Source organism: Streptomonospora nanhaiensis (genome assembly GCF_026642255.1).
Lineage (GTDB): Bacteria > Actinomycetota > Actinomycetes > Streptosporangiales > Streptosporangiaceae > Nocardiopsis > Nocardiopsis tropica.
Genome location: NZ_CP113264.1, coordinates 3,650,959 through 3,675,456, shown reverse-complemented (window position 1 = coordinate 3,675,456; position 24,498 = coordinate 3,650,959). Strand labels below are relative to the sequence as shown.

The following is a 24,498-nucleotide window of genomic DNA, read 5'->3' as shown; positions in this document are numbered from 1 at the left end:
CCCTTCGGACACCGGCCGCGGACGCTTCCGCCGGGGCGCAGGTCAGCGTTCCGCGGTCCGCTCCGGGGGCGCCGCCGACCCGCCGCGTGCCGGCGGCGCCCGTGCTCCCACGACGGCGGGGCCGGTGCGCGCCGAGGTGCGCACCGGCCCCGCGGGGGCGTGCCGGGTCAGAGCCCCAGGGCGTGCATCGAGAAGTGGAACACGAACACGGCGCTGAGCAGCCACATCAGCCAGCCCACCTCCCGGAACCGGCCCTGTGCCGACCTCAGGACCGTGGAGGCGATGATGCCGATGCCGATACCGCTCGCGATGTCGTAGGCGAACGGCATGACCGCGATCGTCAGGAACGCCGGGATCGCGACGGACATGTCGTCCCAGGCGATGCCGCGCACCTGCGTCATCATCAGGGCCCCCACCAGCACCATCGCCACCGATGCCGCCTGGGCCGGGACGATAGCGAACACCGGGGCGAACACGATGGCGGTGAGGAAGAGCAGGCCCGTGACCACGCTGGCCAGCCCGGTCCGGGCGCCCTCGCCCACCCCCGCCGTGGACTCCACGAACACCAGGGTGGCCGACGAGCTGGTCAGGCCGCCGACCACGGCCCCGGTCCCGTCCGTGGCCAGGATCTGGTTGACCCGGGGCATGTTCCCGGCGGAGTCGGCGATGTTCGCCTTGGCGCCGATGGCCAGGATGGTGCCGACGGCGTCGAAGAACCCGGCCAGGACGAGGGTGAACAGGATGACCCCCGCGGCCGTGGGCCCCGCCGTGGTCCAGGCCCCGAACATGTCCACCTGGAACAGGAGCCCGAAGTCGGGCACGGCGACCGGGCTCGCGGGCAGCTGGGGCGCGCCGCCGCCCCAGTCCTCCGGCGTCAGGCCCAGGGCGTAGTGCACCGCGACGGCCATCACCGTGGCGCCGACGATGCCGTAGAAGATGGCGCCGGGGACGCCGCGCGCCAGGAGCGCGCCGGCCAGCACCAGCCCGCACACGAACACCAGCAGGGGCCAGCCCAGGAGGTGCCCGCCGTCGCCGGAGGCGCCGATCTGGAGCAGGCCGTCACCGTCGCCCTTGCTGACGAAACCGGCGTTGGCCAGGCCGATCAGCGACACGAACAGGCCGATGCCCACGCCGATCGCGAGCTTGAGGTCGTGCGGCAGCGCGTTCATCACGGCGGTGCGGACACCGGTGACGACCATCGCGACGATGGCGACGCCCTGCCACACGACCAGGCCCATCGCCTCGGGCCAGGACATGACGGGGGCGGCCTGGTAGGCGACGACCGCCATCACCCCGAGGGCGGCGGCGCAGGCGATCGGCGCGCGGCCGACCACCCCCATCATGATCGTGACCAGGCCCGCGGCCAGGGCCGTCATGGTGGTCAGCTGTGCGGCCGACAGGGTGTCCCCGTTCACGTCGGCGACGCCGCTCAGGACGATCGGGTTCAGGACGATGATGTAGGCCATCGCCATGAACGTGGTGAGACCGCCCCGGACCTCGCGGGCGATGCCGGAGCCGCGCTCACCGATGAAGAAGAAGCGGTCGAGCCAGGATCGACCTGTGGCGGACGCGGGCTGTTCGCGCCTACGGGCGCGCTCACTTCGGGTCATGTCCCCTCCTGGAGGGAAACGGGGCGGCATGGAGCCACCATAGGTGAGGGGGGAGCTACCGTGTGTAGTCACCTGGGTGTCGGCGCCGGGACGGTACCGTCCCGGCGCCGACCGGCCGCGGCACCCGCGTGGCGGGGCCGACGGACCGGGGGAGCGGGAGCAGGGGGTCCACGGGGCGCGGCGGGGCTCCCCGCCCACCGCGCCCCGACGGGCTACAGGTCGATGCCCACGATGTCCTCCGGCCGCACCGGTGCGTGCGTCAGCGGACGCCCCGTCGCCGCGCGCACCGCGGCGACGACCGCCGGGGTCGACGACAGCGTCGGCGGCTCGCCGGCGCCCCGCAGCCCGTACGGCGCGTGCGGGTCCGGATGCTCCAGGACCTCGATCCGCATCGGGGGCGTGTCCAGGATCGTCGGGATCAGGTAGTCGGTGAACGACGGATTGCGGATCACGCCGTCCTCCACCAGGATCTCCTCCATCAGCGCCAGGCCCAGGCCCTGGGCGGACCCGCCCTGGATCTGCCCGGCCAGCTGCTGAGGGTGCATCACCTTGCCGACGTCCTGCACCGCGTCCAGGGCCACCACCTTCACCAGGCCCAGGTCCACGTCCACGTCCACCACGGCGCGGTGGACGCACATCCCGAACTGGGTGTGCGAGGCGCCCTGGCCCAGCAGCGGGTCGAGCATCTCGGTGGGCCGGTGGTGGAACTCACGGGTCTCCTCGACCACCACACCGCCCTGCGCCGCCTCGCCCAGCAGGTCCGCCAGCGACACCAGCGCTCCGGCCGTCGCCGACACCACCTTGCCGCCGGCCAGGGCCAGGTCGGTGTCGGGCAGGTCGCCGGGCACCAGCCCGCGCTCGCGGGCCAGGGCGAACACGGCGGCGCGCACCGACGCGCACGCCGTCCTGACGGCGCCGCCCGTCATGTACGTCTGGCGAGAGGCGGAGGAGGAGCCCGCCGAGCCCACCTGGGTGTCGGAGGGGTGGATGACGACCTTCTCCACGCCCAGCTCGGTCCGGGCGATCTGCCCCTTGACCGTCACCAGCCCCTGGCCGACCTCGGCCGCGGCGGTGTGCACCATCACCACGGGCTCGCCCGCCACGACCTCCAGCCGCACCCGGGCGGTGGAGTAGTCGTCGAAGCCCTCGGAGAAGCACAGGTTCTTCAGCCCCACGCCGTAGCCGACGCCGCGCACCACGCCCTCGCCGCGGGTGGTCCCCGCCACCCCGCCGGGCAGGGTGCGCAGGTCGCCGGGGTCGGGCAGCGCCCCGCGCTCGGGCGGCATCGGCAGGTCGCGGCAGCGCTGCAGCATCTCCGCCATGGGCAGCGGCATGTCGATCTCCTGGCCCGTGATGATCCGCGAGCCCTGCGACAACGCGTTCTTGATCCGCAGGTCCACCGGGTGCATCCCCAGCTCGGCCGCGAGCCTGTCCATCTGCGACTCGTAGGCGAAGCACGCCTGCACCGCGCCGAACCCCCGCATCGCGCCGCACGGCGGGTTGTTCGTGTACACGCCGTAGGCGTCGACCAGCACGTTGGGCACCTCGTAGGGGCCGATGCCCAGCGAGGACGCCACACCCACCACCGCGGGAGTCGCCGACGCGTACGCGCCGCCGTCCACGACCACCTCGGCCGTGGCGTACAGCAGCCTGCCGTCGGACGAGGCGCCGTGCTCGTAGCGCATCTTCGCCGGGTGCCGGTGCACGTGCCCGTAGAAGGACTCCTCGCGGTTGTACACGAACTTGACCGGCCTGCCGGTGCGCAGCGCCAGCAGGCAGGCGTGGATCTGCATCGACAGGTCCTCGCGCGCGCCGAACGCACCGCCCACGCCCGCCAGGGTCAGCCGCACCTTGTCCTGCGGCAGCCCCAGGGCGGGGGCGATCTGGCGCTGGTCCACGTGCAGCCACTGGGTGGCCACGTACAGGTCCACCCCGCCGTCCTCCGCCGGAACGGCCATCCCCGATTCCGGGCCCAGGAAGGCCTGGTCCTGCATGCCCACCTCGTACTCGGAGGACACCACCACGGCGGCCTCCGACCGCAGCCTCTCCAGCACCGCGCCCTCGCGGGCGGCCGCCCCGGCGGCCTCGGCGAACGCGCCCGTGCGGATCGGCTGGTGGCGCAGCCGGTTGCCGCGCTGGTTGAACTCGGGGTGCTCGGGCAGCGACCCCGCCTCGTGCACCGGCGGGCAGTCCGGGTCCATCGCCGCGCGCCGGGAGTCGGTGACCGGCTCCAGCACCGCGTAGTCCACCCGGATGCGCTCCATGGCGCGCCGGGCCGTCTCCGGGTGGTCGGCGGCGACCACCGCGACCGGCTCCCCCTTGTAGCGGACCTTGCCGAAGGCCAGCACCGGCTGGTCCTGGAACTCCAGCCCGTAGCGCTTCTCGCCGGGCACGTCCTCGTGCGTGAGCACCGCGTGCACACCCGGAACCTCCAGGGCCCCGGTGACGTCGATGCCGCGGATCTCGGCGTGCGGGTGGGGACTGCGCAGGGTCGCCCCCCACAGCATGTCCTCCATCCACATGTCCGAGGAGTACGCGAACTCACCGGTCACCTTCAGCGTCCCGTCGGGACGCCGCGGGCTCGCGCCCACCCCGTCCTTCGTGGTGCTGGTCAGGCCGGTCACGGTACGGGTCGTCGCCGCCATCAGCGGTTCACCTCCTGTGTCAGTGCGCGGTGCGCGGCCCGGCCGCGCGCGGCGGCCGTCTCGGCGGACAGGGTGCGGAGCTCGCCGCGGTCGACGACGGTGCTCCCGCCGACCCAGAGCCGCTCCAGCGGCGGGGTGGGGCCGAAGACCGCCGCCACCACCGGGTCGGCGACGACGTCGTAGCCGAACCCGTCCACCCGCCACAGCGCGATGTCGGCGAGCTTGCCGACCGTCAGCGAGCCCAGCTCCGCGTCGCGGCCCAGCACCCGGGCACCGCCCAGGGTGGCCATCTCCAGGGCCTGGCGCGCGCTGAGCGCCTGCGGGCCCTTGCGGGCACGGGCCATCAGCAGGGCCTGGTGCATCTCCCCCGCCAGGGGCGTCAGCTCACTGGAGGCGGGGCCGTCCACGCCCAGCCCGACCCGCACGCCCGCGTCCAGCAGCTCGGTGACCCGGCAGATCCCCGCGCCCAGGCGGGCGTTGGAGGTGGGACAGTGCGCGATGCCGGTGCCCGTCGCGGCGATCCTCGCGATCGCCGCGTCGGACAGGTGCACGGCGTGCGCGAACCACACGTCCTCGCCCAGCCAGCCCAGCTTCTCCGCGTACTCCACGGGGGTGCAGCCGAACTCGGCCAGGCACTGCTCCTCCTCGTCGAGGGTCTCCGCCAGGTGGGTGTGCATCCGCACCCCCCTGTCCCTGGCCAGCGCCGCGCCCTCCACCATCAGCTCCCGCGAGACGGAGAACGGCGAGCAGGGGGCCACGGCCACCCGCGTCATCGCGTCGTCGGCGCGGTCGTGGTAGGCGTCGATGGCCGCGGCGGTCCCGGCCAGCGCCCCCTCCAGCGTCTCGACGACGCCGTCCGGGGGCAGTCCGCCCTGGCTCCGGCCCCGGTCCATCGACCCCCGGGCCAGGTCCAGGCGCACCCCCACCTCGCGGGCGGCCTCCACCTCGGCGGCCACGATGTCCCCGCGCCCCGAGGGGTGGATGTAGTGGTGGTCGGAGGCGGTCGTGCACCCGGACAGGGCCAGGTGGGCCAGCCCGGCCGAGGTCGTCCCCGAGACCACGGCGGCGTCCAGGCGGCCCCAGATCTCGTAGGACCCCACCAGCCACTCGAAGAGCGTGCCGTCGGCGAACAGCCCCTGCGTCGCCCACTGGTAGAGGTGGTTGTGCGTGTTCACCAGGCCCGGCGTGGCCAGGCACCCGCGCCCGTCCACGCGCTCGGCGCCCGGGGCCGCCGGGGCCGGGCCCGCGCCCACGGCGGTGATCCTCCCGTCGCGCACCACCACGTGGCCGTCGGCGTACTCCGCCCCGTCGACGGTGACCACGTGCGCGCCCTCCACGACCACGGCCCGGCCGGTCCCCGCCACGGTGTCCGCCGCGCTCATGCCCCGCCCCCGGTTCCCGCATGGCGCTCGGCCGCCAGGTGCACCGCGTCGATGATCTTCTCGTACCCGGTGCACCTGCACAGGTTGCCCGCCAGCGCCTCCCGGATCTCGGCGTCGTCCGGAGCGGGCAGGCCCGCCCCCACGGTCCGCTCCAGCAGGTCGTCGGTCTGGACGAGGAGCCCCGGCGTGCAGAAGCCGCACTGGACCGCCCCCGCCTCGACGAACGCGTCCTGCACCGTGCCCAGCTCGCGTTCGGGGCCCTTGCCCGACCCCTGCGCCAGGCCCTCCACGGTACGCACGCGGCGCCCCTCGGCCTGCCCGGCGGCGATCATGCACGAGCACGCCGTCACGCCGTCGAAGTACACCGTGCACGAACCGCACTCGCCCTGCTCGCAGGCGTTCTTGCTGCCCGGCAGGCCCAACCGCTCACGCAGCACGTACAGCAGGCTCTCGCCCGGCCACACGTTGTCGGCGGTCACGTCCTCGCCGTTGACGTTGAAACTCACGCGCATCGCGTGGCTTCCTTCCTGTAGTCGGTGACGGACCAGCTCAGAGCGCGGCGCGCCATCACCGAGAGCGCGTGCCTGCGGTACCCGGCGCTGCCCCGCTGGTCGTCGATGGGACGGGAGGCCGCGGCCACCAGCTCCCCGAAACGGCGCACGGCCGCCTCCGGGAGCGGTGCGCCGCCCTCCCAGTCGAACTCCCCGGCCAGGAACTCCTCCGCCGCCTCGGCCCGCAGCGGTGTGGGGCCGGCCGAGCCCAGGCCGGTGCCCACGGTCCTGCGCTCCGCGTCCAGCGCCAGGGAGAAGGAGGTCACCGCGATGACCATCGCGTTGCGCGTGCCGATCTTGGCGAACTGCTGGGGCCCCGACGGCTCGGGCAGCAGGACCGCCGTGATCAGCTCGTCGTCACGCCTGGCCGTGGTCCGGAACGACAGGTAGAACTCCCGGGCGGGCACCCGGCGCCTGCCCCGCACCGACGCCAGTTCGATCACGGCGTCGGTGGCGAGCAGCGGCGGGTGCGCCTCCCCCGCGGGGGAGGCGCCGCCAAGGTTGCCCCCCACGGTGCCGCGGTTGCGGATCTGCGGGGAGGCCACCGAGCGGGAGGCCTTGGCCAGTGCCGGCGCCGCCGCCGACAGGTGCTCGATGATCCGGGTGTAGGGCACACCCGCGCCGAGGCGTGTGCAGCCGTCCTCGGCGCCCCACTCGGCCAGTTCGGGGATCCGGGTCAGGTCGATCAGGGCGGCCGGGCGCCGCTTGTCGAAGTTGAGTTCCACCATGACGTCGGTGCCGCCCATGATGGGCAGCCCGTCGGGATGGGCGCTCTTCGCTTCGAGCGCCTCCTCCAGTGTGGAGGGGCTCAGGAATTCCATGCTGGTCCTCGTCGTCGGGGTTCGGTCAGGTCGTCGGCGGGCGCGCAACCCCTGCTCGGTCCGTTGCTGTTGTGAAGTACAACACCGATACACGGGCCCGGCCAGAACGTGATGACATGAAGTGATCCTGGAACGAACCGTTAGGGTTGGGCGTTTCCTACAAGCGGCGTTTCCGAAAAACCTTCCCACCGCCGCCCACCGGTCACGGGCGAACACCCGTCCGCACAAGCACAGAAGGACGTCAATGCAGATCAGTGAGCTGCTCGCCATCAAGCGGCTGCACCTGAGGTTCCTGTCGGGAGCGGAGCACGCGCACCGCACCCTGCGGTGGGCGTACACCACCGATCTGCTCGACCCGGCCCGCTACCTGCGCGGCGGGGAGTTCGTCCTCACGGGCATGATGTGGCGTACCCGCCCCCAGGACTCGGAGGCCTTCGTGTCCTCCGTGGTCGGGGCCGGCGCCGTCGCCCTGGGGGCCGGCACCGCCCTGGGCGAGGTCCCCGACGACCTGGTGGAGGCCTGCCGGGCCCACGACATCCCCCTGGTCGAGGTTCCGGCGGAGACGTCCTTCGGCGCGGTCACCGAGGAGGTGCTGCGCTCCCTCACCCAGCGCCGCTTCACCACCATCGCCGAGACCCGCGACCGCCACCGCCGGCTGATGGCCGACGTCGCCGCCGGGGCCGACTTCTCCGACGCGCTCACCGCCGCCACCGCGCAGGAGGGGCGGACCGCCTGGGTGATCTCCTCCACCGGGCGCCACGTCGCCTCCTCGGGGGCGCCGCTGCCGGCGGCCGACCGCGAGTGGATCGCCGCCAAGGCGCTCACCTGGCAGGACTTCCCGCACACCACGCGCCTGCCGGAGGAGGGGGGCCGTGTCCTGACCGTGGTCCCCGTCCAGACCAAGGAGTCCCACCCCCTCGCCACCTGGCTGATGGTCTGCGCCGGCGACCACACCGCCTGGACCGACGAGGAGCACGAGGCGGTCGCCGAGCTCGCCTCCGTCGCGGGCCTCGCCCGCAGCCGCGCCGACGAACGCGCGCTGGCCGACGCGCGCCACCTGGAGGGGCTGCCGCGCCTGCTGGCCGCACAGCGCTTCGACGAGGTCACCGAGCTGATGCGCGGAACCGGGACGGCCACGGGCGCCGACGAGGGGGGCCACGTCGTCGTGAGCGCCGTCATGCTGCCCGAGCCCCGCGTGCCCGACCTGCCCCGGCGGGTGGTCACCGAGCTCGTCGCCGACCACCCCGGCGCCGTCGTCACCGGGGACACCGACACCCTCGCGATCCTCCCGGTGGCCGGCGCGGGGACCGACGCCCGCGCGCGGGCCGAGGAGATCCGTGCCCGGCTCCTCCACCGCGCCCGGGTGCTGGACGGCGGCCTGCTCGACCACCGCCTCGCCATCGGTCTCAGCTCGGCCGCCCGGGGCATCCCCGAGCTGCGCGGCGCCGCCGTGGAGGCGCGCCACGCCCGGCGGCTGGCCGAGCTCCGGGGCGGACGGTCCCGCGTGATCGCCGGGGCCGAGATCGACTCCCACGAGCTCCTGCTCGCCTCGGTCCCCGAGGAGGTCCAGGCCTCCTACCGGGAGCGCCTCCTGGGACCGCTGCTCGCCTACGACCGCGACCACCGCTCCGAGCTGGTGGACACCCTGGAGCGCTTCCTCGCCCACTCCGGCTCCTGGCAGCGCTGCGCCGCCGCCATGCACGTCCACGTCAACACCCTGCGGTACCGGATCGGACGGGTGGAGGAGCTGACCGGGCGGGACCTGAGCAGCCTGGAGCACAGAGTGGACCTGTTCCTCGCCCTCAAGCTCCGCGACTGAGGGGACGGCGCCGGATGTCACCGGCGACCGCTAGGGTCCTCGCGATGAGTACCGACCCTTCCTCTCCAGAGACCACGGACGCGGACCTGTCCGACTCCGACCTGCGCGACGTCCTGGCCGACGCCGTATCCGCCCCGCGCGTGTTCACCCGGTGCGACCTCTCCGGCGCCGACCTGAGGGACACCGACCTGACCGATGCCGTCTTCGCCGACTGCCGCATGGACGGCGCCCGGTTCGAGCGCGCCGTCCTGGACGGCGCGAGGTTCACGGGAGGAGGGGCGCCCGGGGCTCTCTTCACCGGGGCGGAGTGCGCCGACACCCGCTTCGAGAGGATGGACCTCGCCAACACCCGCTGGCAGGGCGCGCTGCTCACCGACACGGTGTTCACCGGGTGCCGGCTCACCGGCGCGGGGCTGACCTCGCTGCGGGGGATCGGCTACACGTTCTCCCAGTGCAACATGATGCTGGCCCGCTGCAAGGGGCTCTCGCTGCGCGGCCGCACGCTGGAGGGCCTGCGCCTGGACGAGGCCGACCTGGCGAGCGCCGACCTGCGGGAGACCGTGTGGAAGGAGTCGCGCCTGCGCGGCGCCAACCTGGTCAACGCCAGATTCGCGGGCGCGGACCTGCGCGGGGCCGACCTGGGCGAGCTCGGCCTGGACCAGGCGGGGTACCTGCGGGGGGCCAACATCAGTCCGGCCCAGGCCGGCCTCATCCTCGGCGCCCTCGGCATCACCGTCGTGGAGTAGGAGCCCTTCGGGCCGGGCCGTCGCGCACCTCGCGGACGGCCCGGCCCTTTCCCATCCCCGTCGGCCTTCGATCTGACGGGACTTGCCTAAAGGCTTTAGGGAGAAGTAGGGTACTTCAAGGCGAACGGAGAAAGCATGATGGCACGCGCGGGACTGACCCCGGAGCGCCTCGCCCGGGAGGGCGCGGAGATGGCCGACGAGGTCGGCTTCGAGAACGTGACCGCCTCGGCGCTGGCCAGGCGGTTCGACGTCAAGGTCGCAAGCCTGTACTCGCACGTGCGCAGCTCCCGGGACCTGAGGACCCGGATCGCGCTGCTCGCCCTGGAGGAGATGGCCGACCGGGCCTCCGAGGCCGTGGCGGGCCGGGCGGGAAAGGACGCCCTCGGCGCTCTCGCGAACGTCTACCGCGACTACGCCCGCGAGCATCCCGGCCGCTACGAGGCGGCCCAGCTCAGACTCGACCCGGAGACGGCGGCCGCCAGCGCCGGCGTCAGGCACGCCCGGACGACCCGGGCGATCCTGCGCGGCTACGAGCTGGACGAACCGGACCAGACCCACGCGGTCCGCCTGCTGGGCAGCGTCTTCCACGGCTACGTGACCCTGGAGATGGGGGGAGGGTTCAGCCACAGCGCCCCCGACACCCAGGAGACCTGGTCGCGGACCATCGACGCCCTCGACGCTCTGCTGCGCAACTGGCCCGCGGCCTGAACTGCGGCGGACACCCGCCCGCCCCTTGCGCACGGTGCCGGTGCCCAGTTCCGGCACCGGTTCAGGTGAGCTGTCGCCTCGGCGCCGTCCTGCCGTGCCCGGGCGCCGGACCGGCCCACCACGCACACACGACCACCACAGGAGGCCGCCACCATGCACGCCCAGGACGACTGGACCACCACGACCGTCACACCGGAGCTCCTGCGCGGAGCCCTGGACCTGGAGCGCACCGAACGCGGACTGCTCCCGCACAGGCTCCCCGCCCGGGCCCGGGCCCAGTGCGCCGACCCGCAGCTCGCCATGGCGGAGTCCCAGCCCTCCGGGGTGCGCCTGGCCTTCCGCACTCGGGCCACCGCCGTCGAACTCGACACGGTGCCCACCAGACGCGTCTACCCGGGAGCGCCGCCCCGTCCCGCCGGGGTGTACGACCTGCTCGTCGACGGCCGCCTCACCGACCAGGCCGTCGCGACCGGAGGTGACACCCTGCGCGTCGACCTGGCGACCGGCGCCGTGGAGCACAGCCGGGGTCCCGCGGCCACACTCCGCTTCGCCGGCCTGCCCGACCGGGACAAGGACGTCGAGATCTGGCTCCCGCACAACGAGACCACCGAGATCGTCGCCCTGCGGGCCGACGCCCCGATAGCGCCCCTGCCGGACCGGGGACGCCGGGTGTGGCTGCACCACGGCAGTTCCGTCAGCCACGGCTCCGACGCGGCGAGCCCCACCACCACCTGGCCCGCGCTGGCCGCATCGCTCGGCGGCGTGGACCTGGTCAACCTCGGCCTGGGCGGCGGCGCCCTGCTCGACCCCTTCACCGCCCGCGCCATGCGCGACACCGACGCCGACCTGATCAGCGTCAAGATCGGCCTCAACCTGGTCAACGGCGACCTGATGCGCCTGCGCGCCTTCGGCCCCGCGGTGCACGGTTTCCTCGACACGATCCGCGAGGGCCACCCCGAGGCGCCGCTGCTGGTCGTCTCGCCGATCCACTGCGCCATCCACGAGGACACCCCCGGGCCCTGCGGTTTCGACGCCGAGGCCCTCCGGACGGGTGAGCTGCGGTTCCGGGCCAACGGGGACCCGGCCGAGCGGGCCGAGGGCAAGCTGACGCTCACCGTGGTCCGGGAGGAGCTGGCACGGATCGTACGGCAGCGGGCGGCCGAGGACCCGAACCTGCACTACCTGGACGGCCTGGTCCTCTACGGCGGGGCGGACGCCGACGAACTGCCCCTGCCCGACCGGCTCCATCCGGACGCCGCCACGCACCGGCGCATCGGGGAGCGCTTCGCCGGGTTCGCCTTCGGGGAAGGGGGTCCGTTCTCCGGGAAGGCGGCCTGAGCCCCCTCCCGTCCGTCCCGCGGGGCCCGGCGGGCGGTGCCTGCGCCGGACGGCGGACTCGCGTCGCCGGTGAGCGCGCTTAGCACACCGGTCGGCTCCAGGGGTGGATTCGGTGTGATTGGCCGGGTCGGGACAGTCCTGTTACGCAAAGTGAACCAGTGGATACGTTTGTCCCGGCGGTGGTCGTCGGCCGGTTCTGCTCACCGGCCCGGCCGAGCACCGCCACCGGCAGCGCACTGGTACAGGAAGAGGTTGTATGGCCAACGAGATCAGGTTCGGCGACCGGATCCACCTGCTGAACGGCTACAACGGCTGGCACGGCGGTTACCTCGACAGCATCAACCACCGCCCGGCCCCTGCCAAGTACGGGGTGCAGACCGCGGACACCCCCACCCGCGGACCGGGAACCGGGACCTGGGAGATCCTCTCGCCCGAGGGCAAGGCCACCGGTGCGAACGTCCTCAGCGGTGACGTCGTCTGGCTGCGCAACCTCTACGGCGGCGACGGCGGCTACCTCGACACCAACGGCCACGCCAGCAGCACCCAGAAGTCCGCCGGCGCCAAGTACGACGTGTCGACCTCCCAGAGCCGGGACCGCGCCGAGGGCACCGGGCGGTGGCGGATCTTCGCGCAGACCTCCATCCCCACCGACCAGCACGTGCGCACCGGTGACGTGCTCCTGATCTGGAACCTCTACGCCGGCAACGGCGGCTTCCTGGAGACCAACCAGCACTCCACCGAGGGCGACAAGTACGACGTGTGCACCAACGCCTACTTCAACCGCGCCGCGGACGTCGCCTACTGGAAGGCGTCGCGGGCCTGACCGCGAGGGTGTGCCGATAGCGCTCCCGCGCGGAGGGCGCACCCGTCACGGGGGGTGGAACGAGGACGCCCCGCCATAGCGCGCCCGTGCGGAGGGCGTACCCCGGTACCCCGGACCGGCGCGGTGGCGGGGGAGCGCGGGGACCTCCCCGCACCCACGGGCACGCCTCCGCGCACGCACGCCCCCGGCGCTCCTGCCGGGGGCGTGCGTTCCACCTTCAGGCCCGCCGACGCCCCCGGAGGAGCCCGTGGAGGTGCGCCCCCGGGGCCCGCTCCCACCTCCGCCGGCTCGCGGGTGTCAGGACCCGGTCGCGGGCCGCTCCGTCGAGTGCCCGGCGGAGGAGGGCCGGGGGCGGCCCCGGCGTGCACGCCGCCTTCCTCGGCGACTTGCGTGAATCTACGAGGTAAAGGTGGCCGTTCCTCTTTTTTCCGAAACCGATTCGGAACCGACCCAGGCACCCGATGCCACCGCATTCCTCACGTACTCCCCGAAGGCCCGCGGCTCGCGTCCCAGAACCCGCTGGACCCCCTCCGACAGGTGCGCGTCCTTGCCGCGCAGGATGGGGGAGACCGTCGTCGCCAACGCCTCGGCGTCCTCGGCCCCCACCCCCTGGCCGACGAGCTCCGCGACGAACTCCTCCGGTGGGAGCGCGACGTACTCCACCGTCCGTCCGGTGGCCGCGGAGATCTCCGCCGCCACCTCCGCCAGGGTCAGGGCGCGGGGTCCCGACAGTTCGTGGATCAGACCCGCGTGTCCCGTCCCGGTGAGGGCGGCGACGGCCACGTCCGCGATGTCCTCCGCGTCGACGAAACTCGCCGCGCCGTCCCCGGCGGGCAGCCCGATCCTGCCGGAGCCGACCATGTCGGCGAGGAAGCCCTCGTCGAAGTTCTGGGAGAACCATCCCGGCCGGAGGATCGTCCACTCCAGGCCGCTGGAGCGGACGGCCTCCTCGGCGTCCACGAGCGTGCTGCCCGCCAGGGCGTCTCCGGGCAGGTAGTCGGGGTCGTCGATCCCCCGGCCGGAGAGGAGCACGAGCCTGCGCAGTCCTGCGGCCTCGGCCTGCTCGACGAAGGGCCGTACGACCGGTGCGGGGTCGAAGGGGACCACGTAGGCCGTCTCCACGCCCTCCAAGGCAGGGCCCCACGTGGTGCGGTCGTTCCAGTCGAAGGGCCATGCCCCGGAGCGCGACGCCGCGCGCACCTCGTGTCCGGCTGCGCGCAGCCGCGCCGCCACCCTCCGGCCCGTCTTGCCCGTGGCGCCGACCACCAGGACCGGTCGCCGGGCCGTGCTTCGCGCAGTGTTCCGTGTGTCTGTCATGCCCTGAGTCAACCGGAGGAGAGTGAGACGATCCATGGTTGAAAGCCTCACTCCGATGTCTTCGCGTCTAAGGTGGGGACATGGATGCTCTCGCTGACCTGTTGGACGGAGTCCGGGCCCGGGGGGCCCTGTTCAGCCAGTCGATCATGGCCCCTCCCTGGGCCGTGCGCTTCGAGAACCGGTCGCCGTTGAGCGTGGCCACCATGGTGCGCGGGCGTGGCTGGGTCGTTCCGGCGCACGGCGAACCGGTCGCGCTCGGCACCGGTGACGTCGCGATCGTGCGCGGTCCCGATCCGTACACCGTGGCGGACCGTCCGGACACCCGGCCCACCTGCCTGGTGCACGGCGCCGACCTCTGCACGACCCCAGAGGGGGAGGAGTTCGACGAGGGGGCCCTGCTCGGGCCGCGCACCTACGGGGACCGCCCCGACGCCCCGGACCGGTTGCTCGGGGCCTCGTACGAGGTCGGGGGAGAGGTCAGCCGGCGCCTGCTCTCCGCCCTCCCCGAGGTGCTGGTGGTGCCGGCGGACGACTGCCACCGCCCTGTCACCTCCATGATCGCCGAGGAGGTCGTCTGCCGGGCGCCCGGGCAGCAGGTGGTCCTGGACCGCCTGCTGGACCTGCTGCTCATCTCCACCCTGCGTGCGTGGTTCGACCGCCCCGGCACCCGGGCCCCCTCCTGGTACGCCGCCATGGGCGATCCTGTGGTGGGCCGGGCCCTGCGGCTGCTCCACGACGCCCCGGCGCGCCCGTGGACGGTCGCCGCCCTGGCGGACGGCTGCGGGGTCTCCCGGGCCTCGCTGGCGCGCCGGTTCACGTCGCTGGTCGGAGAGCCGCCCATGGCGTACCTGACCGGTTGGCGTATCGCCAGGGCGGCCGACCTGCTGCGCGGAGGGGACGCCACGGTCGCCTCGATCGCCCGGAGCGTGGGCTACGCGAACACGTTCGCGCTGAGCGTGGCGTTCAAGCGCCTGCGCGGTGTGAGTCCCACCGAGTACCGCCGGGCGCTCGTCGCCGCCTGAGCGGTTCGCCGGTCCCGGGTGCGGGCGCCTCGGCCCGGGAGGGCGGGACGCCGCTGCGGGGGCGGCCCGCCCACGCCCCGGCCCGGACGTGTCGGCCGGGAGGGGCCGGGGCACGCTCGCCGGGCGGCGGGCCCTGCCGCCGCCCGCCGGGTGCCTCACCCGGTCAGGGCGTCGGCGACGGCCCTGGTGGCGCCGAACCGTGTGCGCTTTCCCTCCTCCAGCTGCCAGAGGCAGTCCTCCAGGGCGCGGACGAGGGTCCAGGCGCGGGCGCGGTCCCGGTCGATGCCTGCGGCGCCGGTCAGCCGGTCGAACCTGCGGCGTACGGAGGCGGGGGCGCCGCCGGGGGCCGCCTCCTCGGCGAACCTGTTGCGGAGCGCGGGCATCAGCTCGTATCCGGGGTCGCCGACGAGCGGTTTGGGGTCGATGGCGACCCAGGGGTCGGGGCGTGTGCCGGGCAGGGGTGCGAGGACGTTGGCGTAGTGCAGGTCCCAGTGCAGGAGCCGGTCGCCGGGTTCGTCGGCCATCTCCCGGGCGACCGCCGTCCAGCGGGCCAGGGAACGGCGTGCGCGGCTGTCGATCCGTTCGTCGGTCAGGAAGGGGCGGACACGTTCCACCAGGGACCGGGTCATGGTTGCGAGCCTGCGTACCCCGGCCGGTCCGGGGTGGGCGCCGAGCCGGGCGAGGAGTTCGCCGACGGTGGTGAGGGCCTGGTCCAGGGGTGCGTGTTCGAGGGTGCGGGTGGGGTCGAGGGCTTCGAGGAGCAGGGCACCGGTGTCCGGGTCGTGGTCCAGGAGGCGGACGGCTCCGTCTCCCGCCCAGGCGCGCAGGGCCCGGGGTTCGCCCTCGGTCTCTTCGTCGACGGGTTGCATCTTGAGCACGGCGGGGGCGCCGTCGGCGCGCCGCACCGGGACCACGAGGGCGACCATGCCGTGCATGGGCGTGCCCGTGGGGTGCAGGTTCCACCGTCGGAGCAGGTGTGCGGTCAGTGCGGGCAGGCCGGAGGTCCACTCGGTGCCGAACTCGCGGTCCAGGAGCGGCGCCAGGGTCTCGGGGACCCTGATGGGGTGTGGTGGGGGTGTTGTCTCGTGCACGGGTTCCTCTTCTTCGTCGTCGGTTCCGGCGGTGACGAAGAAGGGCGGGGGGCCACGGGTCTAAGGCATGCCGAACACCTCACGGCTCGTCGGCGGTCACGGACGGCACGACCCTACCGGCGCCGTCCGTGCGGCGCTTCCCATTGGGGGGTGTCCGGCGGGGCGCCGGCCGGGTTCTCACCGGGGGCGGGTGAGGGTTCCGCCTCCGTAGACCAGTGACCAGGGGCGTTCCCCGTGGGGGTCGGCGAGGGCGCTGCGGGGGTGTTCGGCGAGTACCCGTGCGGCCACCTCGGCGAAGGCGGGGGCGGCCGGGTGGGCGTCCCGGGCGGGGCGTACCGCCTCCGTGTTCCGGAGCAGGGGTGCGCCCTCCAGCGGGCGCCAGGCCAGGCGGGGCTCCCGTGCGGCCACCCGTGCGCTCTCCAGTCCCACGCCGAGGCCTGCCAGGACCAGGCCCAGCAGGAATCCCGCGTCGCCGGCCTCCCGGACCCTGGGAGGCGTCCATCCGTGTGCCCGGCACACGGACAGGACGCGCTCGAACCAGGCGGGGTCCGAGCGGCGCGCGGACAGGACGAGTTCGCGGTCGGCCAGGTCGGCGAGGGCGACGGGGGCGGAGTGCGGTGGCGCCTCGGCCCGGGGGAGCACCGCGCCCAGCTCCTCCCGGAGCACCGGTTCGCCGAGCAGGCCGGAGCCCTCGAAGGGTGTGGTGAGGAGGCCGGTGTCGACGGTGCCCTCGCCCAGGGCGCGCACGAGTTCGGCGCCGGTCATCTCGCACAGGTCGACGTCCAGTCCGGGGGCGTGTTCGGCCATGCCCCGGAGGAGGCCGCGCAGTGCCGTCGCCGGGGTGCCGGGTCGTACAGCGGCCCGGAGGGTGCCGAGTTCGCCGTCGCGTGTGCGGCGCATGGTCTCCCTGAGCCGGGCCTCGCCCGCGACGAGGTCGCGGGCCTGGGAGATCAGGAGGCGTCCGGCGGGGGTGAGGGAGACCCGGCGGCGTGACCGGTCGAAGAGGGTGACGCCCAGTTCCTCCTCCAGCCGGCGCACCGATTGGCTCAGGGCCGGCTGGGCGATGCCCAGCTCGACCGCCGCCTCGCCGAAGTGGCCTTCGCGTGCCACGACCAGGAAGTACCGCAGGTGTCGTCCGAGATCCACGGCCAGACACTAGCGGAAGGGGTTGTAGCGTGAGCGCCGTGACCACCACCGACGCCCCTGCCGTGCGCGTGCACGTTCGCGAGGTCGACGGGACCCGTGAGTGGGGGCGCCTCGCGGACGTCCCCGTCGTGCTGGCCTCCGTCGCCAAGGTCCTCATCGTCCTGGAGTTCGCCCGTCAGGCCGGGGCGGGGATCCTGGATCCGGCCGAGCGGGTCGTGGCGCGGCGCGCGGACCGCCTGGGCGGGTCGGGCATCGCGGACTTCGCCGACGACGTCGAGTTGTCCCTGCGCGACTGCGCCCACCTGGCGATGACCGTCAGCGACAACACGGCGGCCGACCTGCTCGTGGACCGGGTGGGCGTGGAGCCCGTCCAGCTGCTGGCGGCCGAGCTGGGGCTGGGTTCCACCCGTTTCACGGGCGGTCCCCGGGACCTGTTGCGGATCCTGTTGGAGGAGGGCGGGCCGGGGGGTGCGGGTTCCGCGGTCCTGCCGGCCGGTGTGCTGGGGCGCGTCACGTCCGGCACGCCGGCGGATCTGACGCGGCTCCTGCGGCTGGTGTGGACGGACGGGGCCGCGCAGCCGGAGGCGTGCGCGTTCGTCCGCGATCTCATGGCGCGCCAGCTCGTGCGTACGCGGATCGCGTCGGGGTTCGGTCCGGGGGTGCGGGTGAGTGCCAAGTCCGGCACGCTGCCGGGGCTTCGTGCGGAGGCGGGCGTGGTGGAGTACCCGGACGGTGCGCGCTATGCCGTGGCGGTGTGCGCGGTCGGCCCCGACCCGGGGAGGACGGGGCTGGAGGCGGACCTGGCGCTGGGGCGTGCGGCGCGCGGTGCGGTGGAGCGGCTGCGCCGGGTTTCCGGGCTGCCCGCGGCGGGGCGGACCGGGGTGGACCGGGGCCGATAGGCGAACGCCTATGGTCGGGTGCCGCCTGCTTATTGGACGCCTGTTCGGAGCCCGTGTTTGGCTGTGCGCCGTTCGGTCCACCGGGGCCGGGCTCGGGAGCGGGTGGAAGAGGTGACCGGCGCATGGCGATCGGACGACGGGGTTTCCTGCGGGGTGCGGTGGCGGCGGGGGCGCTCACGCCCTTGCTGTCGGGGGCGGCGGGTGCGGTGGCGGGGGCGCCGTCGGAGTCCTCGGGCGGGGGGTCGGGTGCGACGTTCCGGTGGCTGGGGACCAGTGGTTGGCGCATCGATGTCCCGGGGCGGGCGCCGATTCTGGTGGATCCGTTCCTCACCCGGTTCTCCACCGGCCTGTTCGACCCCGAGCGGGGGTTCGACGCCGCGACGGAGCTGGTCGTGGACCCGGTGCTCGTGGACGAGCACACCGCCGACCTCGGTGAGGACGGCGTCGTCCTGGTGACCCACAGCCACTGGGACCACTTCTCCGACGTCCCCCACATCGCGACCACGACGGGGGCGCGGGTCGTGGGGACCCTGACGACGTACCACCTGGCCCGGGCGATGGGGGTTCCCGCGGGCCAGGTGTCCACGGTGCGGGGCGGGGAGGTTCTGGACTTCGGCGGGTGCGTGGTGGAGGTCGTCCGGGCGCTGCACAGCCGCAACGCCTCCAGGTCGGTGCTCTTCCCCGGGGTGCGCGTCGGTGTCCCCGAGGCCCCGGTCACGGTCGCGGACCTGCCGGAGGGCGACACCCTCGCCTTCCAGGTGCGGCCGGGGTCGGGGCCGTCGGTGTTCTTGATGGGGGCGAGCGACTTCGCGGAGCGGGAGGTGGCGGGGCTGGCGCCGGACGTGGCGATGGTCGCGCTGCCGTCGACCTCCAGTACGCACGAGTACGTGCCGCGGCTCATCGAGGCGCTGGACAGGCCGGCCACGGTCGTGCCCGTGCACTGGGACCACTTCGAGCGGGAGTTGGTGAACCCGCCCCTGGACGGGACGGGGGAGGGGATGGGTGTGGAGGAGTTCACGGCGGAGGTGTTGCGGGTCGCTCCGCGGACGCGGGTCGTGGTTCCCGAATACCTGGTCCCTTTGAGTTTTTGAGCCGTGTCCTGTGGCCCGGGGGCGTGCGCGGGGTCGTCCGGCCCGGTCGGGTCCCTGTCCGGCGTCGTTCCAGGGCCTGCGCCATGCCTGCCAGGGCGGGTTTGGGCCGGTAGGAGCCGTCGAAGGGCAGGGCCGCGGTGTAGCCGGGGAACCACTCGGGGATCCAGGAGTGCTGGTCGCTGACGCCCCACACCGTGACGTTGACGCACCGGGGCACGTCCAGGCAGGCCTGGACCACCCGCCGGTACTCCCGGGCCTGTTCCTCCAGCTGTTCCTGTCCGGCCGGTTCGGGTATGCGCACGTCGAGTTCGCTGACGGTGACGTCCAGGCCGAGGTCGCTGTAGCGGCGCATCTGCTCGGTGAGGTCCTCGGGGACGGAGCCGTGGACGAAGTGTCCCTGGAAGCCGATGCCGTGCAGCGGCACGCCGCGGTCCAGCAGGTCGGTCACCAGGGTGTGGAGGGCGTCGGCCTTGGGGCCGGCGCCCTCGATGCCGAACTCGTTGATGTAGAGCCTGGCCCCGGGGTCGGCCTCGTGGGCCATGCGCAGCGCCTCGGCGATGTAGTCCTCGCCCAGGACCCGGTGCCACAGGTTGTCCCGCAGCCGGGGGCCGTCGTCGACGAGGGGTTCGTTGATGACGTCCCAGGTGGTGATCCTGCCCCGGTAGCGGCCCAGCAGCGCGTCCGTGTGCTCGCGCATCACCTCGCGCAGCTCCGTGCCGGTCCAGGTCCCCTCGGACAGCCAGGGCGGCTGCTGGTTGTGCCAGAGCAGGGTGTGGCCGCGCACGCCGAGGCCGTGGCGTCGGGCGAAGTCCACCACCGCGTCGGGGCCGCTCCAGTCGAACTCGTCCCGCTCGGGCTGCACGTACTCCCACTTCATGGTGTTCTCCGCGGTGACGGAGGTGTAGTTGGAGGTGACCACGTCCTGGTAGCCGCCGTCGCGGGCCAGCGGGTCCACGGCCACGGCCACCCCCAGGCCGATGCCGTGCGAGCGGGCCAGCGCGGGGAGTTCGCCGACCGGCGCCCGGTCGGGCAGGGCGAGGAGCAGGGTCGCGGTGACCGTGAGGACCGCCGCGCCCAGGGCGCCGGCGGTCAGCAGCGCGCCCCTTGCCCGGGTGGGGGCCCGGCGGGCGCCGGGGGCCGTGTCGTGCCTGTGGTCCGCCGGTGTGCCGTGTTCCTCGGGTTCTCGCGGGCTCGGTTCCACCGGGGTTCCTCTCGCTGGGCCTGTGTGCCGGTGGGGCACGCCGGGGTCGGGTCGCGCGTGTCGTGCGGGGGCTCCTCCTCAGGGGGTGCCGGTGGTGACGGGGAACCGGGACAGGGAGCGTACGACGGTGGTGCCGCGGCGGGTGGGGACGGCGGTGGGGCGCAGGCGCGGGAGCCGTTCGGCGAGGGCGCGCAGGGCGATCTCGCCCTCGAGGCGGGCCAGCGGGGCTCCCAGGCAGTAGTGGGCGCCGCTGGAGAAGGAGAGGTGGTCGGAGGCGTCCTCGCGGGTGATGTCGAACCGGTCGGGGTCCTCGAAGCGGTCCGGGTCGCGGTTGGCGGACCCGATCAGGCACAGCGCGTAGTCGCCCGGTTGCAGTCGCCTGCCCTGCACGGTCGACTCGGTGTGCGCCCATCTGGTGGTCATCTGCACCGGTGAGTCGAAGCGCAGGACCTCTTCCACGGCCCCCGGCGCCAGGCCGGGGTCCTGCACCAGCCGTTCCCACTGTTCGCGGTGGCGCAGCAGGGCCATGACCCCGTTCCCGATCAGGTTGACCGTGGTCTCGAACCCGGCGACCAGCAGCAGGCGGCACATCGCGCGCAGTGCGGCGGGGGTGAGCGCGCCGTCGTCGGCCTCGGCGACCAGGGCGGAGATCACGTCCTCGCGGGGGCGGGTGCGCCGTTCGGCCATGAGCCGGTCGAAGAGGGCGTCCAGTTCGGCCGAGGCCTTGTCGATCCGGCGCAGGTGGCCCGCCGAGCGGGCGCCGTCCAGGGCGCCGCCGATGGTGTGGCCGATCTGGACGAACCGGGCGTCGTCGGACTCGGGGATGCCCAGGAGGCGGCTGATCACCGCGATCGGCAGGGGTTGGGCGAAGTCGCGCATGAGGTCGAAGTCGCGCCGGGCGGTCGCCGTGTCGAGGAGTTCGTGGGTGATCTTCTCGATCTCGGTGCGGTACCCGGCCATGCGGCTCGGGCTGAAGGCGGGGCGGGCGAGGGCGCGCAGACGGGTGTGCTCGGGCGGGTCGAGCGTGAGGAAGGACAGGTCGATGATGTCGAACTGTCCGGGGAGGGCGGCCCCGGCGGGCGGTTGCACGCCGAAGTCCCGGCTGCGCAGGAGGGTGCTCACCGCCTCGTAGGTGTTGGCGGAGCGGAAGCCGAGCTTGCTGGTGGTGAAGGGGCCCTGGGAGCGCATCCGCCGGAAGGTCGGGTAGGGGTTGTCGCGCCAGGGGTGGTGCAGGAGGCGGCTGGGGTGGTCGCCCGTCTGCGCGGACAGCCATGACAGGCTGTGGGCCGCGCGCAGCCGGGCGTCGATGCGCAGTGCGTCGATGGTCTGCATGGCCGTGTGGTCCTCTCCTCGGTGCTCCGGCGTTCCCGGCCCGGGCGGGCGGGCCCGTCCTCGCACGCAGTGCGGCGGGGGAGCGGCTGTCGGGTGGCGGGCCGGGGTCGCTGTGCCGTTCCGAGGGGGCCGGGCCGGAGGGCGCGTACCCGGTCCCCCGTTCCCTCGCGCACGCGTCCCCCGCCCCGCGGGCGCGGCGGGGGCCGCCGTGGCGGTCCTGTGCCGGGCCGGACGCCGTCCCCGGGCCGGCGTCCGCGGCGTCCTCCGTGCGAGTGGGGGTGATGTGGACGACCCTAGGTGTGACGTGAGGGCCGCAGCCACTGCGTGCGGCAACTTGGCCGGTGGCGGCCAGGGGGGAACTTCGCGGTCGGCCGGGGCGTTTCCGGCAGGGTCCGGCGAACGGCGGACACGCGCCCCCGCTTCCGGGAGGGAGGGGTGCCGTGTCGGCCGAACCCCCTAGACTGGGCCCCTTCCCGCGCGGACGCGGGGGTCGGTCCGCGGTCGGCGCGCCACCCGCCGTTGGCTACGATCGCGGGGGTCCCGGGAGCGCAGTCGCGGGACGACAGTCGCGGCAGAGTCGGAGGATGAGGACGTTGGGTCCCCTAGAGAACACTGACCCCGAACGCATTGGCCGGTACCGGCTGATCGGGCGCCTGGGCGCCGGCGGCATGGGGCAGGTGTTCTTCGGACGCTCGGCCGCCGGCCGGGCCGTCGCGGTCAAGCGCATCCATCCGCACCTGGCCGCGGACGCCTCCTTCCGCCAGCGCTTCGCGCGCGAGGTCACCGCGGCCCGCCAGGTGAGCGGGGCGTTCACCGCCCCGGTGATCGACGCGGGTCCCGACGACGAGGTGCCGTGGCTGGTCACCTCCTACGTTCCCTCGCTGCCCCTGGACGAGGCGGTGCAGGCGTACGGGCCGCTCCCGGAGGCGAGTGTGCGGGTGCTCGCCGCGGGGCTCGCCGAGGCGCTCGTGGAGATCCACCGGGTCGGCCTGATCCACCGCGACCTGAAGCCGGGCAACGTGCTGCTGTCCGAGGACGGGCCGCGGGTGATCGACTTCGGCATCGCCCGTGCCACGGACGGCACGGCCGCCACCCAGTCCATCATCGGGACCCCGGGGTTCATGAGCCCCGAGCAGGTGCAGGGGGAGCACCTGACGCCTGCCGGCGACCTGTTCGCCTACGGCGCCGTCCTGGCCTTCGCGGCGTCGGGCACCGGGCCCTTCGGCGAGGGCAACATGCCCACCATGGTCATGCGCATCATCAGCCGGGAGCCCGACCTGTCGGCGGTGCCCGAGAGCCTGCGCCACCTGGTCGCCGCCTGCCTGTCCAAGGACCCGCAGGGGCGGCCCGGGCCGGGCGAGATCCTCGACTACCTGGGCGATGTGCACGCCGGGGCGTCCTGGCTGCCCCCGGCGGTGATGGCGGGTGTGCAGGAGCAGGTGGCCAAGGTCAACCGGGCGCTGGCGACCTCGGCGGGGGACCCGCAGGCCACCGGCGGCCACCAGCGCACGGAGGTGCTCGGCGCCGGCGGCGCGGCCGCCCTGGGCGGTGCGGCCGGGGCCCTGGGGGGAGCCGCCGCGGCGGGGGCGTTCGGCGACGACCAGGCCACCCGGGTCGCGGGCACGCAGGGCGCCGGCCACGGGGCGGGTTCCGCGCCGGGCGGGTACCAGCCCACGGCGCAGTTCCCGCCCACGCAGCAGCAGCCCGGACAGACGGCCTCCCCGTACGGGCAGGGGGCCACGTCCCAGTACCAGCAGGGGCAGGCGTACGGCGACCAGGGCGCGGACGACCCCTACGCCGACCTGTACGGCGGGCCCCGCGGCGGGCGTGCCGACACCGGCGCCCACCAGCGGCGCCAGGAGGAGGAGCGCCGCCGGCAGCAGGAGGAGCAGCGCCGCCTGGCCGCGGAGCAGCAGCGCCAGCAGGAGGAGCAGCGCCGCCGCATGGAGGAGCAGAGGATCGAGGAGCGCCGCCGGCAGGAGGCCGAGCGCGTGCACCGCGACCGCCTGCGCGCGGAGCAGGACGCGGCCCGCAGGGCGCAGTCCGAGGCGCGCCGGGCCGACCAGCCCGGCCTGTGGGGTTTCGTCAAGCTCCTGCCGCTGCTGATCCTGCCGCTGATCCAGATCCCGCTGGGGTACGGTGCGGCCCTGGCGTGGGCGTGGTTCACGACCGAGACGGATGTGTGGACCGGTTCGGCCTACTACTTCGAGCCGCTGTCGATGGACGGGTTCTGGCACGCGACGATGCTGGGCTACTTCCTCCTCAACAACCTGGTGTCGCTGGAGTTCCTGGTGCGTTCGCTGCGCACCTCGTTCGTCACGGGGGCGGTGCTCGCCCTGGGCGTCGTCGCGGCGACCAACGGCCTGCTGTACAGCTTCGGTTTCTGGGGCTGACCGGGGAGGGTGCCCCCCCGGGGGCACCGGTCCGGCCGGGCGGCCGCCCGGGGAGGGGGCGGGGCGGTCCCCGTCGGCGGGGAGGCCCCGGCCATGTCCCCGGGCCCCTCGTGCACGGGGGCCGCGCCACCCAGTGCGGTGCGCGTCGGCGGGCCTCGCCGGACACGGTTCCGAATACTTCCCTGAGGGTGCGAACACACTGACCTTTGCGCACTCCGGCGTTCGCGGCGGTGGGCTCGCGCGGAGGCGGCCCCGGGTGTCCGGGCGGTGGTCGGCGCACGTCAGGGGAGCCCGGTCCGTGCGAGGGCGGACGGGGTTCCGCAAGGGCCTGTAGCTCAGCGTGTCCGGTTCGATCCGTACCGCGAAAATTCTTCTCCAGGACCCGTTGTGGGCCTGTGTCGTTCCTGTTAACTTGCACCGTGCAAGGCCATGGGAGCGTTCCCAAAATGAATGCCCGTTCATGGTGCTCACGAAAGTCCCGATACGCCCCCGCCCCCGTCGGGGCGGCGCAGCCGATTCCTCGGCGGGCGCCGCCATCGTGCGAGGAAAAGGGGCGGTCGGGG

The 24,498-nt window shown here is 74.0% G+C and carries 19 protein-coding genes; 9 read left to right on the top strand and 10 right to left on the bottom strand.

Features of this window, described 5'->3' with window-relative positions; translation table 11 throughout:
• Positions 1 to 167: 167 nt before the first annotated feature.
• The 5 genes from OUQ99_RS15925 to OUQ99_RS15905 all read right to left on the bottom strand — a co-directional run bounded on the left by OUQ99_RS15925 (position 168) and on the right by OUQ99_RS15905 (position 7,009).
• A complete protein-coding gene (locus OUQ99_RS15925) occupies positions 168 to 1,610 on the bottom strand; it encodes an NCS2 family permease (protein WP_267944536.1) in 1,443 nt (480 codons plus the stop codon).
• Positions 1,611 to 1,822: 212 nt separating this feature from the next.
• A complete protein-coding gene (gene pucD / locus OUQ99_RS15920; protein WP_267944535.1) occupies positions 1,823 to 4,255 on the bottom strand; it encodes a xanthine dehydrogenase subunit D in 2,433 nt (810 codons plus the stop codon).
• Positions 4,255 to 5,637 carry an 8-oxoguanine deaminase gene (locus OUQ99_RS15915; protein WP_267944534.1) on the bottom strand — a complete coding sequence of 461 codons (1,383 nt, stop codon included), beginning with the start codon at positions 5,635 to 5,637 and terminating at the stop codon, positions 4,255 to 4,257. The genes pucD and OUQ99_RS15915 overlap by 1 nt, the downstream gene beginning before the upstream one ends.
• Complete coding sequence (locus OUQ99_RS15910) at positions 5,634 to 6,149, bottom strand: (2Fe-2S)-binding protein (protein ID WP_267944533.1); 516 nt, start codon at positions 6,147 to 6,149, stop codon at positions 5,634 to 5,636. The genes OUQ99_RS15915 and OUQ99_RS15910 overlap by 4 nt, the downstream gene beginning before the upstream one ends.
• Positions 6,140 to 7,009 (bottom strand): FAD binding domain-containing protein, encoded by an 870-nt coding sequence (locus tag OUQ99_RS15905; RefSeq protein WP_267944532.1) that lies wholly within the window; start codon positions 7,007 to 7,009, stop codon positions 6,140 to 6,142. Before OUQ99_RS15905 ends, OUQ99_RS15910 begins: the two co-directional genes overlap by 10 nt.
• A 244-nt stretch (positions 7,010 to 7,253) precedes the next feature.
• Here OUQ99_RS15905 and OUQ99_RS15900 point away from each other — a divergent pair, with 244 nt between their 5' ends.
• The 5 genes from OUQ99_RS15900 to OUQ99_RS15880 all read left to right on the top strand — a co-directional run bounded on the left by OUQ99_RS15900 (position 7,254) and on the right by OUQ99_RS15880 (position 12,443).
• Positions 7,254 to 8,828: a PucR family transcriptional regulator gene (locus OUQ99_RS15900; RefSeq protein WP_267944531.1), complete on the top strand. Its 1,575-nt coding sequence runs from the start codon at positions 7,254 to 7,256 to the stop codon at positions 8,826 to 8,828.
• 44 nt (positions 8,829 to 8,872) lie between these two features.
• Positions 8,873 to 9,574: a pentapeptide repeat-containing protein gene (locus tag OUQ99_RS15895; RefSeq protein ID WP_267944530.1), complete on the top strand. Its 702-nt coding sequence runs from the start codon at positions 8,873 to 8,875 to the stop codon at positions 9,572 to 9,574.
• 138 nt (positions 9,575 to 9,712) lie between these two features.
• The gene (locus OUQ99_RS15890; protein WP_267944529.1) at positions 9,713 to 10,282 is read left to right on the top strand and encodes a TetR/AcrR family transcriptional regulator; all 570 of its coding nucleotides are present in this window, start codon (positions 9,713 to 9,715) and stop codon (positions 10,280 to 10,282) included.
• Positions 10,283 to 10,435: 153 nt separating this feature from the next.
• On the top strand, positions 10,436 to 11,620 hold the full coding sequence (locus OUQ99_RS15885) for a GDSL-type esterase/lipase family protein (RefSeq protein ID WP_267944528.1): 1,185 nt from the start codon (positions 10,436 to 10,438) through the stop codon (positions 11,618 to 11,620).
• Positions 11,621 to 11,876: 256 nt separating this feature from the next.
• The gene (locus OUQ99_RS15880; RefSeq protein ID WP_267944527.1) at positions 11,877 to 12,443 is read left to right on the top strand and encodes a hypothetical protein; all 567 of its coding nucleotides are present in this window, start codon (positions 11,877 to 11,879) and stop codon (positions 12,441 to 12,443) included.
• Between the two features lie 396 nt (positions 12,444 to 12,839).
• Here OUQ99_RS15880 and OUQ99_RS15875 read toward each other — a convergent pair whose 3' ends face one another.
• Positions 12,840 to 13,760, bottom strand: coding sequence for an NAD(P)H-binding protein (locus OUQ99_RS15875; RefSeq protein ID WP_267944526.1), 921 nt, complete (start codon positions 13,758 to 13,760; stop codon positions 12,840 to 12,842).
• Positions 13,761 to 13,840: 80 nt separating this feature from the next.
• Between OUQ99_RS15875 and OUQ99_RS15870 the strand changes: the two genes are divergently transcribed.
• Positions 13,841 to 14,782, top strand: coding sequence for an AraC family transcriptional regulator (locus OUQ99_RS15870; protein ID WP_267944525.1), 942 nt, complete (start codon positions 13,841 to 13,843; stop codon positions 14,780 to 14,782).
• A 155-nt stretch (positions 14,783 to 14,937) separates the two neighbouring features.
• On the opposite strand, the gene OUQ99_RS15865 is transcribed toward OUQ99_RS15870, so the two are convergent.
• Positions 14,938 to 15,873, bottom strand: a complete 936-nt coding sequence (locus OUQ99_RS15865) for an aminoglycoside phosphotransferase family protein (RefSeq protein WP_267944524.1) — start codon at positions 15,871 to 15,873, stop codon at positions 14,938 to 14,940.
• A gap of 177 nt (positions 15,874 to 16,050) precedes the next feature.
• A complete protein-coding gene (locus OUQ99_RS15860) occupies positions 16,051 to 17,019 on the bottom strand; it encodes a LysR family transcriptional regulator (RefSeq protein WP_267944523.1) in 969 nt (322 codons plus the stop codon).
• Positions 17,020 to 17,057: 38 nt separating this feature from the next.
• On the opposite strand from OUQ99_RS15860, the gene OUQ99_RS15855 reads away from it, so the two are divergent.
• Positions 17,058 to 17,918, top strand: coding sequence for a serine hydrolase (locus OUQ99_RS15855; RefSeq protein WP_267944522.1), 861 nt, complete (start codon positions 17,058 to 17,060; stop codon positions 17,916 to 17,918).
• 122 nt (positions 17,919 to 18,040) lie between these two features.
• The gene (locus tag OUQ99_RS15850) at positions 18,041 to 19,009 is read left to right on the top strand and encodes an MBL fold metallo-hydrolase (RefSeq protein ID WP_267944521.1); all 969 of its coding nucleotides are present in this window, start codon (positions 18,041 to 18,043) and stop codon (positions 19,007 to 19,009) included.
• Here the strand turns inward: OUQ99_RS15850 and OUQ99_RS15845 are convergent.
• Positions 18,933 to 20,105 carry an endo-1,4-beta-xylanase gene (locus OUQ99_RS15845; protein WP_431061531.1) on the bottom strand — a complete coding sequence of 391 codons (1,173 nt, stop codon included), beginning with the start codon at positions 20,103 to 20,105 and terminating at the stop codon, positions 18,933 to 18,935. The two genes, OUQ99_RS15850 and OUQ99_RS15845, sit on opposite strands and share 77 nt — an antisense overlap.
• Before the next feature lie 183 nt (positions 20,106 to 20,288).
• Positions 20,289 to 21,542: a cytochrome P450 gene (locus OUQ99_RS15840; protein ID WP_267944520.1), complete on the bottom strand. Its 1,254-nt coding sequence runs from the start codon at positions 21,540 to 21,542 to the stop codon at positions 20,289 to 20,291.
• Positions 21,543 to 22,135: 593 nt separating this feature from the next.
• Between OUQ99_RS15840 and OUQ99_RS15835 the strand changes: the two genes are divergently transcribed.
• Positions 22,136 to 23,935 carry a serine/threonine protein kinase gene (locus tag OUQ99_RS15835; RefSeq protein ID WP_267944519.1) on the top strand — a complete coding sequence of 600 codons (1,800 nt, stop codon included), beginning with the start codon at positions 22,136 to 22,138 and terminating at the stop codon, positions 23,933 to 23,935.
• Positions 23,936 to 24,498 lie beyond the last annotated feature (563 nt).

Bases quoted from the DNA above. Each gene is read 5' to 3' on its own strand.
- OUQ99_RS15885 (WP_267944528.1), top strand. From the start codon at position 10,436: ATGCACGCCCAGGACGACTGGACCACCACGACCGTCACACCGGAGCTC.
- OUQ99_RS15910 (WP_267944533.1), bottom strand. From the start codon at position 6,149: ATGCGCGTGAGTTTCAACGTCAACGGCGAGGACGTGACCGCCGACAAC.
- OUQ99_RS15915 (WP_267944534.1), bottom strand. From the start codon at position 5,637: ATGAGCGCGGCGGACACCGTGGCGGGGACCGGCCGGGCCGTGGTCGTG.
- OUQ99_RS15880 (WP_267944527.1), top strand. From the start codon at position 11,877: ATGGCCAACGAGATCAGGTTCGGCGACCGGATCCACCTGCTGAACGGC.
- OUQ99_RS15875 (WP_267944526.1), bottom strand. From the start codon at position 13,760: ATGACAGACACACGGAACACTGCGCGAAGCACGGCCCGGCGACCGGTC.
- OUQ99_RS15840 (WP_267944520.1), bottom strand. From the start codon at position 21,542: ATGCAGACCATCGACGCACTGCGCATCGACGCCCGGCTGCGCGCGGCC.
- OUQ99_RS15850 (WP_267944521.1), top strand. From the start codon at position 18,041: ATGGCGATCGGACGACGGGGTTTCCTGCGGGGTGCGGTGGCGGCGGGG.
- OUQ99_RS15870 (WP_267944525.1), top strand. From the start codon at position 13,841: ATGGATGCTCTCGCTGACCTGTTGGACGGAGTCCGGGCCCGGGGGGCC.
- OUQ99_RS15925 (WP_267944536.1), bottom strand. From the start codon at position 1,610: ATGACCCGAAGTGAGCGCGCCCGTAGGCGCGAACAGCCCGCGTCCGCC.
- pucD (WP_267944535.1), bottom strand. From the start codon at position 4,255: ATGGCGGCGACGACCCGTACCGTGACCGGCCTGACCAGCACCACGAAG.
- OUQ99_RS15895 (WP_267944530.1), top strand. From the start codon at position 8,873: ATGAGTACCGACCCTTCCTCTCCAGAGACCACGGACGCGGACCTGTCC.
- OUQ99_RS15900 (WP_267944531.1), top strand. From the start codon at position 7,254: ATGCAGATCAGTGAGCTGCTCGCCATCAAGCGGCTGCACCTGAGGTTC.
- OUQ99_RS15890 (WP_267944529.1), top strand. From the start codon at position 9,713: ATGGCACGCGCGGGACTGACCCCGGAGCGCCTCGCCCGGGAGGGCGCG.
- OUQ99_RS15905 (WP_267944532.1), bottom strand. From the start codon at position 7,009: ATGGAATTCCTGAGCCCCTCCACACTGGAGGAGGCGCTCGAAGCGAAG.